This is a genomic window from Mesorhizobium sp. WSM3862 (assembly GCF_002294985.1).
Taxonomy (GTDB): Bacteria; Pseudomonadota; Alphaproteobacteria; order Rhizobiales; family Rhizobiaceae; genus Mesorhizobium.
The window spans coordinates 484,948-501,597 of sequence record NZ_NSGE01000001.1 but is presented as its reverse complement, the minus strand read 5'-3'; the positions used below and the strand labels follow the sequence as shown (position 1 = coordinate 501,597).

General features: G+C 64.0%; 14 protein-coding genes and 1 pseudogene. 6 read left to right on the top strand and 9 right to left on the bottom strand.

Annotated elements, in window-relative coordinates:
- The first annotated feature begins 42 nt into the window (after positions 1-42).
- Both CK224_RS02545 and CK224_RS02540 read left to right on the top strand, forming a co-directional pair.
- Positions 43-618: a GNAT family N-acetyltransferase gene (locus tag CK224_RS02545; RefSeq protein ID WP_067000293.1), complete on the top strand. Its 576-nt coding sequence runs from the start codon at positions 43-45 to the stop codon at positions 616-618.
- 101 nt (positions 619-719) lie between these two features.
- Positions 720-2,303, top strand: a complete 1,584-nt coding sequence (locus tag CK224_RS02540) for a hypothetical protein (protein ID WP_067000296.1) — start codon at positions 720-722, stop codon at positions 2,301-2,303.
- A 77-nt stretch (positions 2,304-2,380) separates the two neighbouring features.
- On the opposite strand, the gene CK224_RS02535 is transcribed toward CK224_RS02540, so the two are convergent.
- Together CK224_RS02535 and CK224_RS02530 are read right to left on the bottom strand one after the other, a co-directional pair.
- Complete coding sequence (locus tag CK224_RS02535; protein ID WP_067000299.1) at positions 2,381-3,034, bottom strand: hypothetical protein; 654 nt, start codon at positions 3,032-3,034, stop codon at positions 2,381-2,383.
- On the bottom strand, positions 3,031-3,330 hold the full coding sequence (locus CK224_RS02530; protein WP_067000920.1) for a DUF3572 domain-containing protein: 300 nt from the start codon (positions 3,328-3,330) through the stop codon (positions 3,031-3,033). Before CK224_RS02530 ends, CK224_RS02535 begins: the two co-directional genes overlap by 4 nt.
- 238 nt (positions 3,331-3,568) lie before the next feature.
- On the opposite strand from CK224_RS02530, the gene CK224_RS02525 reads away from it, so the two are divergent.
- Positions 3,569-3,940, top strand: coding sequence for a response regulator (locus CK224_RS02525; protein ID WP_027166515.1), 372 nt, complete (start codon positions 3,569-3,571; stop codon positions 3,938-3,940).
- 15 nt (positions 3,941-3,955) lie between these two features.
- Positions 3,956-5,329 (top strand): PleD family two-component system response regulator, encoded by a 1,374-nt coding sequence (locus CK224_RS02520; protein WP_067000302.1) that lies wholly within the window; start codon positions 3,956-3,958, stop codon positions 5,327-5,329.
- Positions 5,330-5,838: 509 nt separating this feature from the next.
- On the opposite strand, the gene rpmG is transcribed toward CK224_RS02520, so the two are convergent.
- From rpmG to topA, 7 genes and pseudogenes are all read right to left on the bottom strand, one after another.
- The gene (gene rpmG / locus CK224_RS02510; protein WP_040995604.1) at positions 5,839-6,006 is read right to left on the bottom strand and encodes a 50S ribosomal protein L33; all 168 of its coding nucleotides are present in this window, start codon (positions 6,004-6,006) and stop codon (positions 5,839-5,841) included.
- Between the two features lie 155 nt (positions 6,007-6,161).
- Positions 6,162-6,401, bottom strand: a pseudogene (locus CK224_RS02505) (hypothetical protein); the annotation flags it as partial.
- A gap of 13 nt (positions 6,402-6,414) precedes the next feature.
- The gene (locus tag CK224_RS02500) at positions 6,415-7,590 is read right to left on the bottom strand and encodes an MFS transporter (RefSeq protein ID WP_095780675.1); all 1,176 of its coding nucleotides are present in this window, start codon (positions 7,588-7,590) and stop codon (positions 6,415-6,417) included.
- Positions 7,591-7,609: 19 nt separating this feature from the next.
- A complete protein-coding gene (locus CK224_RS02495) occupies positions 7,610-8,350 on the bottom strand; it encodes an NUDIX domain-containing protein (RefSeq protein WP_067000311.1) in 741 nt (246 codons plus the stop codon).
- A 184-nt stretch (positions 8,351-8,534) separates the two neighbouring features.
- Entirely contained in the window at positions 8,535-8,975 is a 441-nt protein-coding gene (locus CK224_RS02490) for a DUF983 domain-containing protein (protein ID WP_067000923.1), read from the bottom strand.
- Positions 8,975-11,284, bottom strand: coding sequence for a ribonuclease R (gene rnr, locus CK224_RS02485; RefSeq protein WP_095780674.1), 2,310 nt, complete (start codon positions 11,282-11,284; stop codon positions 8,975-8,977). The genes CK224_RS02490 and rnr overlap by 1 nt, the downstream gene beginning before the upstream one ends.
- 6 nt (positions 11,285-11,290) lie before the next feature.
- Positions 11,291-13,858 (bottom strand): type I DNA topoisomerase, encoded by a 2,568-nt coding sequence (topA, locus tag CK224_RS02480; RefSeq protein ID WP_095780673.1) that lies wholly within the window; start codon positions 13,856-13,858, stop codon positions 11,291-11,293.
- A gap of 406 nt (positions 13,859-14,264) precedes the next feature.
- Here topA and CK224_RS02475 point away from each other — a divergent pair, with 406 nt between their 5' ends.
- Positions 14,265-15,011, top strand: a complete 747-nt coding sequence (locus tag CK224_RS02475; RefSeq protein WP_067000319.1) for a cytochrome c biogenesis CcdA family protein — start codon at positions 14,265-14,267, stop codon at positions 15,009-15,011.
- A gap of 147 nt (positions 15,012-15,158) precedes the next feature.
- Positions 15,159-16,526, top strand: a complete 1,368-nt coding sequence (gene glmU, locus CK224_RS02470) for a bifunctional UDP-N-acetylglucosamine diphosphorylase/glucosamine-1-phosphate N-acetyltransferase GlmU (RefSeq protein WP_095780672.1) — start codon at positions 15,159-15,161, stop codon at positions 16,524-16,526.
- Positions 16,527-16,650: the final 124 nt, after the last annotated feature.

Sequence of the window (16,650 nt, the reverse complement as noted above, 5' to 3'; positions counted from 1 at the left end):
GACAGTGCAGGGCCGGCAACAAGCTTGGCCTGGGGAGAACGTATGAGCACGACCATAGTACCGCTGAGTCCTGAGCGTTGGACCGATTTCGAGGATCTCTTCGGCAAGCAGGGCGCCTGTTACGGCTGCTGGTGCACGCATTTCCGGCTGACTCCGGCGGAGCGGCGGGCGAGCGACCGCGAGCGCAACAAGGATCACATCAAGGCGCGCATCGGAGCCGGCCCGCCTCCAGGGCTTCTGGCTTTCGAGGACGGCAAGGCCGTCGGCTGGATGCAGGTCGGCCCGCGCGCCGACGTGCCCGAATGGAACAATCAAGGCCGGGGCTCGGCGCCTGTCGATCCCGCGGATGCCCAAGACCCGAACGTCTGGGCGATCTCCTGCTTTTTCATTCGCGCCAAGGCGCGGGGCAGGGGCATCACTCATCGCCTTGTCGACGGCGGCATCGCCTTTGCCCGCGAAAATGGCGCCAGGCTGCTGGAAGCCTGCCCGATCGATCTGTCGCGCGATTCGCGTTCGATCGGGCTGTTCGTCGGCTCGTCGCGCGTGTTCGAGAAGGCCGGGTTCGAGAGGCTTCTGGAGCGCAAGCCCGGCAGGCCGCTGATGCGGCTGGTGCTTTAGCCGCTTGAGGATTTGGCTTACGGTCATCGTCTTGCGGCTGTAATGCTTCTTTTCTACCAGAAGACGAAACGATTTGCCTTCCGAGACCGACGGAGACTGACGTGAAGCGTGTTTTGCCACTTGTTTTCATTCTTGCTTTCAGCGCGCCGGCCGTTGCACAGACCGTCGACAGCCAGGGCGCCAAACAGCTTTCGGACAATCTGGCGCGCTATTTCGGCAAGCAGGCGTTCGAGAAGGGCGTGCTCAAGGTCTCGGTCGAAGGCGACGCCTACAAGATCGCAGTGGACGTCAAGGCCCTGGTCAGCGCCCTGCCGGAGCAGAAGCCGTTCAAGATCGACCTCGCGCCCTATGCCTTGTTGGTGAAGCCGCGCAGCGATGGATCCTGGGACGTCAGCTCGGATTTTTCCCAAACCATGTCCTTCGAATTCAACGGACCCGAAGGCCCGCAAAGCATGCAAGTTTCGGTCAAGGACGGCAAGGGCTCCGCCGTCTACGATCCGAACCTGGCGGCGTTCACCAGCGGCGCCAGCTCGATGGCGGGCATGACGATGACGTCTCGGGAAGCCAAGCAGCAGGCGGACGTCACCGCCGGTGCCGGCACCGCGACGATTGCCGCCACCAAGTCGGCCAATGGCGGCGTCGACTTCAAGGCAACGCAAAAGGTCTCGAGCTTCGTCGAGACGATCAAGATCGACGATCCCAACAGCGGAATGAATTTTCCAGTCGCCCTGAAAACGCCCGAACTTTCCGTTGATGCGAATGGCAAGGGCGTACGGACGAAGCCGTTGCTCGACCTTCTTGCCTTTGCCGTCGCCAACGAGGACGAAGCCAAGCTCAAGGCTAACCAGGCGGAGCTCAAATCGCTCCTGTTGGCCGCCCTGCCCGTCTGGGAAAGGATCGACGGCAACTACAGCTTCAAGGATTTCGAGGTGGAGAGCCCCGTCGGCAAGTTCGCGGCGAAGCAGTTCAGCACCGCGTTCGCGATGGACGGAATCTCACCGAACGGCAGAGTCGATTACTCGATCAAGGCCTCCGGCCTGACGATCCCGCAGCAAGCGCTGCCCGCCTGGAGCGTCGCGTTGCTGCCGACGGATATCGACCTCAACTTCGGTGGCGCCAATATTGATCTCGATACGATGGCAAGGAAGACGATCGAAGCCTTTGATCTCAATAAGAATCCGTCGCTGCCGGATGCATTCGGCAAGGCTTTGGTCGAGGATTTCAAGGCCAAGAAGCCCAAGATCGTGTTCGGGCACTCGACAGTGAAGAATGGCGGTATCGAAGTCGCCATGGAAGGCGAGGTGTATTTCCCGGATAGCAAGAAAGCCGATGGGAGCGTGACCATCGACGTCGCCGGCTACGACAGGATCGTCGATGCCCTGAAGGAAGCGGCAAAGAGCGATGAGCAAATGGTGCAGGCCTTCCCGTTCGCGCTTGCCGTCAAGGGTTTTGGCAAGACACTGCCTGACGGTCGCCTGGAGTGGGTGATCAACACCAAGGCCGACGGGTCCATCGTCGTCAACGGCGCCATGCTGAAGGGCCCGGATAAAGTCCAGGACGACAACGCGGGGCAGGACGACAATTCGGGCGGCGATGACGGCGCGAACAGAACGGACAATTCAACCGGCGGGGCCGATTCGGACGGCGGCGACAATGGCGGGGCTGGAGCGAAGCTGCAGCCCTGAGCACTTGAAGGTAAGGCGTCTAACGTTTTCGGACGGAGCTACGGGGAGCCCAACGCTCGCACTTTTCCTGCATCGCCCTAAAGGCCGAGCGCGGCCGCAATCCTCGGCGCCGCCTCGCGCCAGTTATCGACCGAGATGATGTCGTCCGGCGTCGGCGGCAGGAAAGCGCGCAGCGAATTGTCGGCCATCAGGTGGAAGAGATGCGCGTCGGTAACCGAATTGCGCGCCGACACCAGGTTGGCGGGCTGGTCGTCGACGAAGGCGACGGGCCGGCCCTTGGCGCCGCGCAGCTTGGCGATCGCCGGACCCTTGGCCATTTCCGTGGTCAGCAGAGGGTAGTTCAGGCCAAGCGCGTCGAGATACGTCCGGCGCACGGCGCGGTGCTTGTGTGGCATCGCGGTCAGGAGCACGATCTCGGCGCGCTGTCCGAGCGACGTCAGCGCCTCCGCGGCGCCGTCGGTGATGCTTTGCCAATCGGCCTGGGCATCGAAGAAATCGCCGAGAAGCGCCGTCACTTCCGCCTGCTCGATCAGCCGGCCGGACGCCGTCTCGGCGATGTTGCCGGTGAGGCGGAAGGAGGCGAGGGTGAGTCCGAAGCCGCGCGACCTCAGGTAGTGCGGGAAGGGACGGATAAATTCGAGCACGACATCATCGACATCGAGCACCAGCAGCGGCCGGTCGTCGGCCGCCAACTCCTCGATCTGGCGCGCGGTTTCGGGATCGTCGCTCATGTCGAGCGCTCATGATCGTCATTGCCGAGCGGCAGCGCCCGCAAGGCCTTGCCGACGGCAGCCGGTGGCGTGCCAGTTTCCTCGGCAAAGCGCAAAAGCGTCGGCTCGTGGGCGAGGATGAACTGCAGCACGCCGGCAAGGAAGCCCGGCTCCGCGGCAGCGTGGCGGATCGACCGCGCCTCGATGCCGGTTATCGCCAGGAAGCGAGGCAACAGCTCCGGATCGCCGGCGACGAAGCCAAGCGCCCTGACGGCAAGGGTTTCCGCCTCCTCGCGCATTGACGCTGCGTTCGTCATCATTACCTTTTGCCGATGTGCATGTTGAGTCTTTCTTCCGCAGTAATGGCAAGCGTCGCTTGCGGCAAGTCTCAGCCGCTTCAGCCCTGCAGCCGCAAGTGGAATGGGTGTGCTTTTCCAACGGCAGGTTTGCGTTTCGTCAATCATATTGACGTAGGGTACAGGCGGGTTGGGTGCGATCCGGCAAGGACGCATGACGGCGGTCTTCGGCTCAGGGGACCGTCGGGACGGGAAATTGATGGCTAAGAAGGTCATGATCGTCGAGGACAATGAGCTCAACATGAAGCTCTTTCGGGACCTCATCGAAGCCAGCGGTTACGAAACGGTCCGCACGCGCAACGGCCTGGAGGCGCTGGATCTCGCGCGCCAGCACCGGCCGGACCTGATCCTGATGGACATCCAACTGCCCGAGGTTTCTGGCCTGGAAGTGACCAAGTGGCTGAAGGAAGACGACGAATTGCACTCGATCCCGGTCATCGCCGTCACCGCCTTCGCGATGAAGGGCGACGAGGAGCGCATCCGCCAGGGTGGCTGTGAGGCCTATATTTCCAAACCAATCTCGGTGCCGCGCTTCATCGAAACGATCAAATCCTATCTGGGCGATGCCTGAGCCGGAGCCTTTGAGATGACCGCGCGGATCCTCGTCGTCGATGACATCCCCGCCAATGTGCGGCTGCTGGAGGTTCGGCTGCTGGCCGAATATTTCGAAGTGCTGACGGCCGGCAACGGCCCGGATGCGATCGAGACCTGCGAAAACGGCAAGGTCGATGTCGTGCTGCTCGACGTGATGATGCCGGGCATGGACGGCTTCGAGGTCTGCAAGCGGCTGAAGAGCGACCCGGCGACCTCGCATATTCCGGTTGTCATGATCACCGCGCTCGACCAGGTATCGGACCGGGTGCGCGGCCTTGAGGCGGGCGCCGACGATTTCCTCACCAAGCCGGTCAATGATCTGCAACTGATGACGCGGGTGAAGAGCCTGGTCAGGCTGAAGTCGCTGACCGACGAATTGCGGCTGCGCGCCTCGACCACGCGCAACATCGGCATCGAAGAGCTGCTCAGCCGCAACTTCGCGACGGAAGACACCAAGCCCAAGGTGCTTCTGGTGGACGAGCGCAAGTCGTCTATCGAGCGTATCCAGAAGATGCTTCGCGGCAGCGCCGATCTCGACGTCGCCACCGATCCGAATGCCGGATTCTTCCAGGCCGCCGAGACCGCCTATGAATGCGTGCTGATCTCGACGGCCTTCGCCGATTTCGATGCGCTCCGGCTTTGCTCGCAACTGCGCTCGCTCGACCGCACCCGCTTCCTGCCGATCATGCTCTTGGCCGATGAGGGCGAGGAGGGCCGCATCATCCGCGGCCTCGAACTCGGCATCAACGACTATCTGACGCGGCCGATCGATCAGCACGAGCTGACGGCCCGGCTGCGCACGCAGGTGCGGCGCAAGCGCTATAACGATCAGCTGCGCGCCAGCGTCACCCAGACCATCGAGATGGCGGTGACCGACGCGCTGACCGGCCTGCACAACCGCCGCTACCTGGATAGCCATCTTGAGACGCTGTTCGACCGCGCCGTGGCGCGGCGGCGGCCGCTCTCGGTGATGATCACCGACCTCGACCGTTTCAAATCCATCAATGACGCCCATGGCCATGACGGCGGCGACGACGTTCTGCGTGAATTCGCCAGGCGGCTGCGCAAGAACGTGCGCGGCATCGATCTCGCCTGCCGCTTCGGCGGCGAGGAGTTCGTCGTGGTTATGCCGGATACCGACGGGCCCATCGCCGAGAAGGTGGCCGAGCGTATCCGCGCCGAGATCGCGCAGGCGCCCTTCGCAATCGGAAGCGGTGGCAAGACGATCGAGGTGACGGTCAGCGTCGGCGTGTCATCGGTGCTGAGGGGAGCCGATACGGTCGCGGCGTTGATGAAGCGAGCCGACCTTGCGCTCTACGAGGCCAAGAGCGGCGGCCGCAACCGGGTTGTCGCCAAGGCCGCCTAATCCATGCCACCCAATTGGTGCGCAGCAGTTTTGGCGCACCGACATGGACAAGACCAGAAGACTTAAGCGCGTTGCCTGAATCGTTGCGCCGCGATGCGGTTACCCACGGAAGCCCCAATTCCGCGTCAACCCGATAGGGTTAGGAATTTACCTTAATCCAAGCGATTCGGGAGCCGTGGTTAAGAAATGGTTGATTTTCATAAGTTCTTGAGCAAATCTGCTTGGCATAGAACGAAGACGAAGCCGGCACGAGGGTAGACTGCCCGGCTCGATCCAGAAAATACCCCATGATGCTCAGGTCCGCCGCATCTCCTGGGTCCGTGGGGTCGGCCGGCCGGCGCTGGCACATAGTGGCCTCCTCGTACCGCTGCCAACCGCCGACCGGCCCCCTTTTTCTCATGCATGATTCAGCGTCAGGCAGCCGCGGGCTTTCTTGCTCGAGCGTCCGCCCGCTGAAAACAAAAACGCCGCCCCAAGGGGCGGCGTTCGGCATTTCAGGATAAACCGGATTACTTGATCTTGGTTTCCTTGAACTCGACGTGCTTCTTGGCAATCGGGTCGTACTTACGGAACGACAGCTTGTCCGTCTTGGTGCGGCTGTTCTTGCTGGTCACGTAGAAGAAACCGGTGTCGGCGGTCGACAGAAGCTTGATCTTGATGTTTGCGGCTTTGGCCATGATGTTCGTCCGTTAATGTTCGTGGAGTTTTGGCCGCTGGAGCACGGGGAAAACACCCGGACGCGGGAAACTTGGCGCGACACATAAAGAACGCGCCCGGAAAGTCAAGCCCAAGCCCCTTCTTGCCCCGTTTTGACGCGGCGGAACTCGCCGCGTCAGGCGTTCTCCCTGACCTGCAGATCGGCCTTCTTCCAGTCGCCGCTGGTGTTCCACCAGCGGTTCGGATTGGTACGGTCGTCGAGTCCCTTGGAACGGCTGGTCAGCAGCGGCTGAATGCGGATCACAGGCTCCTGGTAGGAATGGGCCTGGAATATCGCTTCGGCGACACGGGCGGCGAGCGCCTGATCGTCGGGCAGTTCGAACGATACCTCGACCGTGCCCGGCCGCCTGCGCAGGGCGACATTTTCACTAGAGGATCTTTCGCACCAGCCTGACGAGGACCAGGAGCATGTACGCGGCAAAGAACAGCGCCAGCGACCAGCCGAAGCCCGAAGGGCCGAAGGCGTCCATGCCGATGCCGATCGCCTGCGGACCGATCACCATGCCGACGCCGTAGCAGAGCACGAAGGCGGCGTTGGCGGAGGCGAGCTCATGGCCGGAAAGCTGGGTACCCAGATGCGCAAGGCCGATCGTGTACATGGCCGCGACCACACCGCCCCAGACGAACAGAAGCGCCGCCATCAGGTGCCAGTCCTTGGCAAAGAAAGGCATGAACACGGTTCCGATGAGGCCGACCGTGGCGCAGGCCAAAAGCAGGTAGCGGCGGTCCGAGACTCGGTCGCTGATCATGCCAATCGGTATCTGCAGCAGCACGTTGCCGAGCCCGATCATGGTCAGCAACAGCGCAGCGTCGGCCTCCGAATAGCCGATGCGGCTGCCATAGACCGGGAACAGCGAAAAGCCGCCGGTCTCGACGGCGCCGAACACGAGCACGGCGAAGGTTGCTGTGGGCACCATCCAGATATAGCGCAGGAAATGGCTGGTTTCGCCGTCGGCGACGATCGCCGGGCTCTCGTTACGAGCCGCCAGCACCGGGATGGCAGCAAGCGTTACCAACGCAATGGTGACGCCGAACGGCAGGAACCCACCGGAGCCGACATGGGCGAACAGCCACGGCCCGGCGGCGAAGCCCAGAGAAAGCACCGTAGCGTAGATGCCAAGCACAAGGCCGCGACGATGCGGGGGCGCCGAGGTGCTGATCCAGAATTCCGACAGAATGAAGAGCACTGTCAGCGAAATGTGCAGCGCGACGCGGAGCGGAAACCACATCCAGAAGGCCGGCGCGAAATGAAAGCCGACAAAAGCGAGCGCGCCAACGGCGATCATCAAAAGCATGGTCTGGGCGACGCCGAGGCGCATGGCCAGCGGCGTGGCGAGCGGCGCGCCGGCGATCGAGGCGAGCCCGGCGACCGCCGTGTTGAGGCCGATCATCGAGGCCGAGTGGCCGCGCGATTCGAGGATGACGCTGAGCAGCGGCATGCCGAGGCCGATGGCGATGCCGACCACGCTGATCGAGGAGATCGCCGCAGTCATCGGCAGCCAGTGTACGCGTTCGTCGCCCTGTTGCTGGGTATCGACCGTCATCGATGTGGATGCTCTGCTTCTAAAGGACTTCGCGAACGAAGCGGTTTCGGATGAGCCGGAAGAACGGCACTGCGCCGCCCGGACGCAGTAACGGATCGCGGGCGAGGCGCCTTTCCAGTTCTTCCAGGATCATGCGGGTGATGTCGGGAATATCGGCCTTGCGGGCGTTGCCAAGCGGTAACCAGACGAGCTCTTCCAACTCGTTGGTTGGACCGCCGTCGGGCAATTCGACGGCAACATCCTCACGCCAGGCGCTGAAGAACCGGGTATCGAAGCGGCGCACGCGGTTGGGCGGCGTGATGGCGCGCGCAATAAAGCGCAGGGCGTCCAGCGACGGTGCGACGCTGTGTTCGACGAAACCCTGCCAATCGCGCTTGGCGGTGGCGAACGGGCCTTTACGACCGATCAGCAGGCCGGCTTCCTCGTAAGTCTCACGAATTGCCGACATGGCGATGGCGCGCGCCCGTGCGGCACTCGCGCGGCCGGGGCCGCTCACAAGCCTCGCCTCTTCCTCAGGATGCAGCGGGGCAGCCACCGGAACGCGGCTGTCGGCGGGATCGGTGCGGCCCCCGGGGAAGACGAATTTTCCCGGCATGAAGGCGTGGCCGGCGTGGCGGCGGCCCATCAGCACCAGAACGTCGCTGGCTCTCCTGTCGAGCAGGATCAAGGTTGCGGCATCGCGCGGGCGAAGCGGCCGACCGCCGTGCACGGCCAAGCCTTTATCGAGCTTGTCGACATCCGCCTTGGTCATTCCTTCCATGCGCTCGACCTAGCGGAAACTTCTCGAACGCGAAAGTGGCTTACGTGTTCGGGCCTTTGCACCAGCCCGGACCAAACGTCGCTGCCGGAGCAATTCCAGGAAAAAACGCGCAGCGGTTCTCGATCTGGAATTCCACTGCTCGGAGATGGTCGTTGCTTGTATCAAGGACAGAACCGCTCCAGGCTTAGAGATGCGGCTCGAACTCGTCCTTCTCGCCGCCGAAGCCGTGCATATAGAGCGCCCATTGCAGGCCGATGACGGCGCCTTTGACCGGCTGCAACAGCGCGACGGCCAGAATAATGGTCAGCGGCACCCAGATCAGCGCGTGCTGCCAGGTCGAAAGCGTGGTGGCGGCCTCCACAGTCATGAAGGCGCCAACCACAATGTGGCCGACGATGACGATCACCAGATAGGCGGGAAGGTCGTCGGCGCGATGGTGATGAAGCTCCTCGCCGCAGACGCCGCATTTGTCGACGGGCTTTGTGAAGGCGCCGAACAGCTTGCCTTCGCCGCAATGCGGGCACCGGCCAAGCATGCCGCGCTTGATTGCCGTCCACAGCGGACGCGCGACGTGGCCCGAATGGTGCTCGCCGCCGAAAACCTGTTCTTCCATGCCCTTCGACATCATCTTCTCCTGCCGCGGGGACCCATGCGCGACTGCGACGCGCGGGCGCGGCCCTTGGTCTTGTGGAACGACCGTCGCGAGCCTGGCAGCGGCTTCGGGTCGCTCAGCATTTCGAAACGCATCGCGCCCGCCATCGGCGCAACCTCGAGCAGCCGCACCTCGACGCGGTCGGCTAGTTGGTAGCCCTTGCCAGTGCGCTCTCCGAACAGCGATCGAGCGGTTTCATCGTAGATATAGTAATCGCCGTCCAAACTTGACACCGGGATGAAACCATCGGCGCCATACTGCGGCAATTGGACAAAGAGTCCCGCCTTGGCGACGCCGGAGATGCGAGCGTCGAAGGTGTCGTTGATGCGCTCGGCGAGATAGGCCGCGATCAGCCGGTCGACCGTGTCGCGTTCGGCCGCCATGGCGCGGCGTTCGGTGGCCGAGATCAGCGCGCCGACCTCTTCCAGGCGATCCGCTTCCTGCTGCGTCAGGCCGCCGGGACCGAGGCCGAGCGCGGCAATCAGTCCGCGATGCACGATGAGATCCGCATAGCGCCGGATCGGCGAGGTGAAATGCGCGTAGCGTCTCAGGTTGAGACCGAAATGGCCGATGTTCTTCGGCGAGTATTCGGCCTGGCTCTGTGAGCGCAGCACCACTTCATTGACCAGCGCCTCGTTGTCGGCGCCGCGCACCCGCTCCAGAATGCCGTTGAACTGTCCGGGCCGCATCTGCGCGCCGCGCGCCAGCGACAGGCCAAGCGTGTGCAGGAACTCGCGCAGCGATTCCTGTTTCGCCAGCGACGGCGCGTCGTGGATGCGGTAGACGAGCGGCTCTTTCTTGCCTTCAAGCGTCTCCGCGGCCGCGACATTGGCCTGGATCATGAACTCCTCGATCAGCTTGTGGGCGTCGAGGCGCTCCGGCACGACGACCCGGTCGACGGTACCGTCGGGCTTGAGCAGGATCTTGCGTTCCGGCAGCTCCAGTTCGAGCGGCTGGCGGCTGTCGCGGCCGCGCTTGAGCACGGCATAGGCGTCCCAGAGGGGCTTCAGAACGCCTTCGAGGATCGGCCCCGTCTTGTCGTCGGGCACGCCATCGATCGCCGCCTGCGCCTGCGGATAGGCGAGCTTGGCCGCCGATTTCATCATGATGCGGTGGAAGGAGTGCCTGAGCTTGCGGCCTTCCGCCGAAAAGGTCATGCGCACGGCGATCGCGGGACGGTCCTCGCCTTCGCGCAGCGAGCAGAGGTCGTTGGAGATGCGCTCGGGCAGCATCGGCACGACGCGATCCGGGAAATAGACCGAATTGCCGCGCTTCAGCGCCTCGCGGTCGAGCGGCGTGTCGTAGCGGACATAGGCCGCGACATCGGCGATTGCCACAGTGACGATGACCCCGCCGTGATTCTTCTCATCCGTATCGGGCGTGGCGAACACCGCGTCGTCATGGTCCTTGGCGTCGGCCGGATCGATGGTAACCAGCGGCAGATCGCGCCAATCCTCGCGCCCGGCAAGCGCCATAGGCCTCACGGCGTCGGCTTCGGCGATCACATCGGCCGGAAAGACGTGGGGGATGTCGTGGGCGTGGATTGCGATCATCGAGACCGCCTTCTCGCTGGTCAGCGAGCCCAGCACCGCCAGCACCTTGGCCCGCGGCAGGCCGTAGCGCGAAGCGCGCGCCGGCTCGACCTCGACCAGATCGCCATTTTTGGCGCCGTTCTGGAATTCCTTGTCGACGATCAACTCGGGCTGGCGGCGTTCCACCGGCTCGATGCGAAAGGTGCCGTCCTTCAGCACGCGGAAGACGCCGAGAACGGCTTCGCTGCGCTTCTCGAAAATCTTCATGACCCGCCCGGTATAGGCGGGGCCTGAGGGATCGTCGGTCGGGAAGGTCTTGGCGAGGACGCGGGCGCCGATGCCCGGAACCGGGCCGCTGGCGCCGCGCGAAATGCGGATGGCGATCACGGGCGGCGAGCCCGGGCCGGTGTATTCGCTCGGATGCGCCAGAAGCACACCGTCGTTATCGCGGCCGAAAATGTCGAGCACGGCGACATGCGGCAGGGAGCCGGCGCGGGTGAGCCGCTTGCGGTTCCTGGTCAGCAGGCCCTCATCCTGCAGGTCGCGCAGCAGATCCTTGAGCCAGATGCGGTCCTCGCCGCGCAGCGCGAAAGCCTTGGCTATGTCGCGTTTTCCGGAGCGGTCGGGGTTCTCGGCGATGTAGCGCAGGATTTCGTCGCGCGAGGGCCGGTAGTCATCCTTGACCACCTTCGCCCTGGTGTCGGCGCTGCGCGGATCGCCGTGACTTCTTCCGGAGATCCTGCGCGCCACGTCGTGCTATCCTTTCTTTGCCGCCCGGCGGAACGGCTTCTTGCCGCCTCCGCCCTTGGCTTCCTTCTCGGCAATCAGGGCGATTGCCTCGTCCATCGTCACCGATTGCGGATCCTTGCCCTTGGGCAGCGTGGCATTGACCTTGCCGTAATTGACGTAGGGTCCGTAGCGGCCGTCGCGCACGACGATCTTGCCGCCGCCGTCGGGATGCTCGCCCAGTTCCTTCAACGCAGCCGGCGTGCTCCCGTTGCGGCCGCCCTTGCCCTTCTGATGCTTCTCGGCGATCACCGAAACGGCGCGGTTCAGGCCGATCGAGAACACGTCCTCGATGCTTTCGAGATTGGCGTAGGTGCCGTCGTGCAGCACGAAGGGTCCGTACCGCCCAAGACCGGCCGAGATCATCTTGCCGGTTTCCGGATGCTTACCGACATCGCGCGGCAATGCCAGCAGCGCCAGCGCCTTCTCATGGTCGATCGACTCGGCGGTCCAGCCCTTGGGCAGGCTCGAGCGCTTGGCGTCCTTGCCTTCGCCGCGCTGGATGTAGGGGCCGAAGCGGCCGCTCCGGAGCGTGATCTCCTCGGCGGTGTATGGATCCTTGCCGAGCAGCTTGACGCCGTCGTCGCCGTTGCCGTTCTCGCCGTTGGGATTGGCGGCGTCGCCAAGCTGGCGGGTATAGGAGCATTCCGGATAATTCGAGCAGCCGACGAAGGCGCCGAATTTACCGAGCTTCAGCGACAGATTGCCGGTGCCGCATTTCGGGCAGACGCGCGGGTTTGAGCCGTCCTCCCGCGCGGGGAACACCAGCGGCGCCAGCTCGTCGTTGAGCGCATCGAGCACGTCTGAGACGCGCAGTTCCTTGATGTCGTCGACGGCGCCCGAAAAATCCTTCCAGAAGTCGCGCAGCACGTCCTTCCAGGCGAGCTTGCCGTCGGAGATCTCGTCGAGCTTTTCCTCGAGCGAGGCTGTGAAGTCATATTCGACATAGCGCTCGAAGAAGCTTTCGAGGAAGGCCGACAGCAGCCGGCCCTTGGCCTGCGGCACCAGCTTGCGCCGGTCGATGGCGACGTAGTCGCGGTCCTCGAGCGTCTTCAGGATCGCCGTGTAGGTCGACGGCCGGCCAATGCCGAGCTCTTCCAGCTTCTTGATCAGCGACGCCTCGGAATAGCGCGGCGGCGGCTCGGTCGTGTGCTGGGTGGCGTTGATCGCCTCGCGGGCAAGCTGCTCGCCGGCGCGGATTTCGGGCAGGCGGCGGCTTTCCTCGTCCTCCGCGTCCTCGTCCTTCTGGTCGGTGTAGGCGGCGATGAAGCCGTCGAAGCGGATGACCGAGCCGACCGCGCGAAGCTCGGCGGTGCGGGCGCCGTTGACCGCCTCGATCTCGACCGTGGTGCGCTCGATCTCGGCCGGCTGCATCTGGCTGGCGATCGCGCGCTTCCAGATCAGCTCATAGAGGCGCGCCTGATCGGCATCGAGATATTGCCTGACCGATGCCGGCGTGCGCTTGAAATCGGTAGGGCGGATCGCCTCATGCGCTTCCTGGGCGTTCTTGGCCTTGACCGAATAATAGCGTGGGTTTTCGGGCAGGTATTTCGCGCCGAACTCGCTGGCGATGGCATCGCGCGCCGCGGTGATCGCCTCCGGCGCCATCTGCACGCCGTCGGTTCGCATATAGGTGATGAGGCCGGCGGTCTCGCCGCCGACATCCATGCCTTCGTAAAGCTTCTGCGCCACCTGCATGGTGCGGTTGGCCGAGAAGCCGAGCCGCGAGGAGGCGGCCTGCTGCAGCGTCGAGGTGGTGAAGGGCGGGCCCGGATTGCGCTTGGTGGGCTTGGCTTCGACCGACAGCGCCTTGAAGGTCGCACCTTCGAGCATCGCCTTGATGTCGTCGGCCCGGGCCTTGTTGGCGATGTCGAGCTTCTGCAGCTTCTTGCCGGCATAGGCGGTCAGCCGCGCCTCGAAACTGTCGTTGCGCGGCGTGTTGAGGATGGCGGCGATCTGCCAGTATTCCTCGCGGACGAAGCGCTCGATCTCGGATTCGCGGTCGCAGACCAGCCGCAGCGCCACCGACTGCACGCGCCCGGCGGAACGGGCGCCCGGCAGCTTGCGCCACAGCACCGGCGAGAGGGTGAAGCCGACGAGATAGTCGAGCGCGCGGCGCGCGAGATAGGCGTCCACCAGCGGCGCATCGATCTGGCGCGGATTGGCCATGGCCTCCATTACCGAGGTCTTTGTTATGGCGTTGAAGACGACGCGGCTGACCGGCTTGTCCTTCAGCGCGCGCTTCTGCCTCAGCACTTCCAGCACATGCCAGGAAATCGCCTCGCCCTCGCGATCCGGGTCGGTGGCGAGGATCAGCCCGTCGGCGTCCTTGACCGCCTTGGCGATGTCGGCGAGGCGCTTGCCGGAGGCGGTGTCTACCGACCAGGACATGGCGAAGTCCTCGTCCGGGCGCACCGAGCCGTCCTTGGCCGGCAGATCGCGGACATGGCCGAACGAGGCCAGGACCTTATAGTTCTTGCCCAGATATTTGTTGATTGTCTTCGCCTTGGCCGGCGATTCGACGACGACGACGTCCATGAGGTCTCTTATCAGCTGTGAGGCGGCGGAAGAGCTCCGCGGCGCACGACGAAATCCCACTCTTTTCGTCGCTCACATGGCCGTGCTTTTGCAATCGGTCAAGGGGACAGGCCCAATTTGCGAACTGGCCGACAGCGATACACTCTTAGAGTGTATGGCGGAGAACACATTTTTTGGCGCACCGACGGATCGTGTCTTGGCTCGGTCTTTTACCGAGGGGAGTCGCCGACAGAACCAGCATCGGCCCGGCGGTACGCGGACGGCACGCGGCACTGGCGCGCCATCCATTGAACGCGCAGCGGCCGCCGCTTCTTCCTCGGCTAGCGACCACGCGCCACACAATGGTGATTGGCACGAGGGCGCCGGCATCGCTATATCGGCGCCAGCACAACCGGGGCATCGTGAAATGGCATTGGACATCGGCTATGTCAGCGCGGTCGGAGCAGGGGCGATCTCGTTCCTGTCGCCGTGCGTGCTGCCGCTGGTGCCGCCTTATCTTTGCTACATGGCCGGCGTTTCGGTCGACGATTTCCGCGGCAACGCCGGCGCGACGGCGCGGGAAGGCGCACGTGGCGCGCTGCTCTATGCCTCTGTTGCCTTCGTGCTCGGCTTCTCGACCGTCTTCGTCGCGCTTGGCGCCGGCGCCTCGACGATCGGCCGGCTGCTGCGCGTCTGGCAGGAACCGCTGGCGATGGTGGCCGGCGCGCTGATCATCATCATGGGCCTGAATTTCCTCGGCATCGTGCGCATCCCGCTCTTGTCGCGCGAGGCGCGCTTCCAGTCGCAGGGCAAGCCGGCCAGCATGATCGCCGCCTATGTCATGGGGCTGGCCTTTGCTTTCGGCTGGACGCCCTGCATCGGCCCGGTGCTGGGGCCGATCCTGACTTTAGCCGGCGGCCGCGAGACGGTGGGCGAGGGCGCGCTGCTGCTCGCCGCCTATTCGCTCGGGCTCGGCATCCCCTTCCTGATCGCGGCGCTGTTTTCCGGCGCCTTCATGCGCTTCCTGGGAAAATTCCGCGTCCATCTCGGTCGCGTGGAAAAAGCGATCGGCGCGCTGCTCGTCGTCGCCGGCGTGTTTTTTCTCACCGGTGGCGTGCAGAGCGCATCCTACTGGCTGCTGGAAAACTTCCCGGCGCTCGGGCGGCTCGGGTGATCTGCCACTTCGTGCACAGGATCGAATTGTGGACCCGACGATCAAGAGTCCAGGTGATCCGCTGTCTCACCGGAATTTAACCGCATTGGTGCAGCATCACGCCGCTGCTAGCATGCGATGATTTGAATCCTTTCATACGGTTGCCCTATGAGCCAGAGATCCTGCCTGTCCGTCATCCTCGCCGCCGGCGAAGGTACGCGCATGAAGAGCGCGATGCCCAAGGTGCTGCACGCCATTGCCGGCCTGCCGATGGTGGCTCATGTGGTGAAGGCCGCTGAGGCCGCCAGGGCAACGGGTCTGGCGCTGGTGATCGGCCACGGCGCCGACGAGATGCGGAAGGCGGTGCAGAAATTCGCGCCGAAAGCCGAGACCTTCGTGCAGGAGAAGCGGCTCGGCACGGCCCATGCGGTGCTTGCCGCGCGCGAAGCGATAGCGAAGGGCTACGACGACATCCTCGTCATGTTCGGCGACACGCCGCTGATCGATGCGGCAGCGCTGGCTGCCGCGCGGCAGAAGCTGGCGGAGGGTGCTGCCGTTGCGGTGATCGGCTTCCGCCCGCCCAGTCCGACAGGCTATGGTCGGCTGATCGAGAAGGGCGGGCGTCTCGTCGCCATCAGGGAGGAGAAGGACTGCTCCGAGGCGGAAAAAAAGATCGGCTTCTGCAATGCCGGGATGATGGCGGTGGCCGGCAACCAGGCGCTTCGGCTGCTCGACAAGGTCGGCAACAACAATGCCAAGGGCGAGTTCTATCTCACCGACATCGTCGAGCTCGCCGGCGCGGACGGGCTCGATGTGGTGGCCACGGAGGCGAGCTTCGAAAGCGCGCTCGGCATCAACAACCGGGCCGAGCTCGCCGAGGCGGAAGCTATCTGGCAGGCGCGCCGGCGGCGCGACGCGATGCTTGCCGGCGTGACGCTGATCGCGCCTGAAACCGTCTACTTCTCGCACGACACCGAGATCGGTGCCGATACGATCGTCGAGCCGCATGTCTGGTTCGGCCCGGGCGTCAAGATCGCTTCAGGGGCGAAAATCCACGCCTTCAGCCATATCGAAGGCGCTACGATCGCCTCCAATTGCGATGTCGGGCCGTTCGCGCGGCTGCGGCCGGGCGCCGATCTGCGGCAAAAGGCCAAGGTCGGCAATTTCTGCGAGGTCAAGCAGGCAACGATCGAGGAAGGGGCTAAGGTCAACCACCTGACCTATATCGGCGACGCGCGGGTCGGTGCCGGGGCGAATATCGGCGCCGGCACCATCACCTGCAACTATGACGGCTTCTCTAAATTCTTCACCGATATCGGCGAGGGCGCCTTCGTCGGCTCCAACTCTGCGCTGGTGGCGCCGGTCACGATCGGCAAGGGTGGCTACGTCGCCTCGGGCAGCGTAATCACCGAGAGCGTGCCCGACGATGCGCTGGCCTTCGGCCGCGCCCGCCAGAAGACCCTGCCTGGTAAGGGCAAGGAACTGCGCGAGCGCTTCGCGTCGGCGGCCGCGGCCAAGAAAAGAGCAGCGGAATGATTGTCAAAAGACGTTTTTCCGGGCCGGCGCTGCTGGCGGCAACCATAAATGATCGAGCACCGCGTCGCGAAAAACCAACCATTTGCAGTAACCGGATTGCAAGCGCGGCGTGTCATGGTGCATC

Coding starts and splice junctions, on each gene's coding strand:
- CK224_RS02545 (WP_067000293.1), top strand. CDS start 43: ATGAGCACGACCATAGTACCGCTGAGTCCTGAGCGTTGGACCGATTTC.
- CK224_RS02535 (WP_067000299.1), bottom strand. CDS start 3,034: ATGAGCGACGATCCCGAAACCGCGCGCCAGATCGAGGAGTTGGCGGCC.
- CK224_RS02530 (WP_067000920.1), bottom strand. CDS start 3,330: ATGACGAACGCAGCGTCAATGCGCGAGGAGGCGGAAACCCTTGCCGTC.
- CK224_RS02525 (WP_027166515.1), top strand. CDS start 3,569: ATGGCTAAGAAGGTCATGATCGTCGAGGACAATGAGCTCAACATGAAG.
- CK224_RS02520 (WP_067000302.1), top strand. CDS start 3,956: ATGACCGCGCGGATCCTCGTCGTCGATGACATCCCCGCCAATGTGCGG.
- rpmG (WP_040995604.1), bottom strand. CDS start 6,006: ATGGCCAAAGCCGCAAACATCAAGATCAAGCTTCTGTCGACCGCCGAC.
- CK224_RS02500 (WP_095780675.1), bottom strand. CDS start 7,590: ATGACGGTCGATACCCAGCAACAGGGCGACGAACGCGTACACTGGCTG.
- CK224_RS02495 (WP_067000311.1), bottom strand. CDS start 8,350: ATGGAAGGAATGACCAAGGCGGATGTCGACAAGCTCGATAAAGGCTTG.
- CK224_RS02490 (WP_067000923.1), bottom strand. CDS start 8,975: ATGTCGAAGGGCATGGAAGAACAGGTTTTCGGCGGCGAGCACCATTCG.
- topA (WP_095780673.1), bottom strand. CDS start 13,858: ATGGACGTCGTCGTCGTCGAATCGCCGGCCAAGGCGAAGACAATCAAC.
- CK224_RS02475 (WP_067000319.1), top strand. CDS start 14,265: ATGGCATTGGACATCGGCTATGTCAGCGCGGTCGGAGCAGGGGCGATC.
- glmU (WP_095780672.1), top strand. CDS start 15,159: ATGAGCCAGAGATCCTGCCTGTCCGTCATCCTCGCCGCCGGCGAAGGT.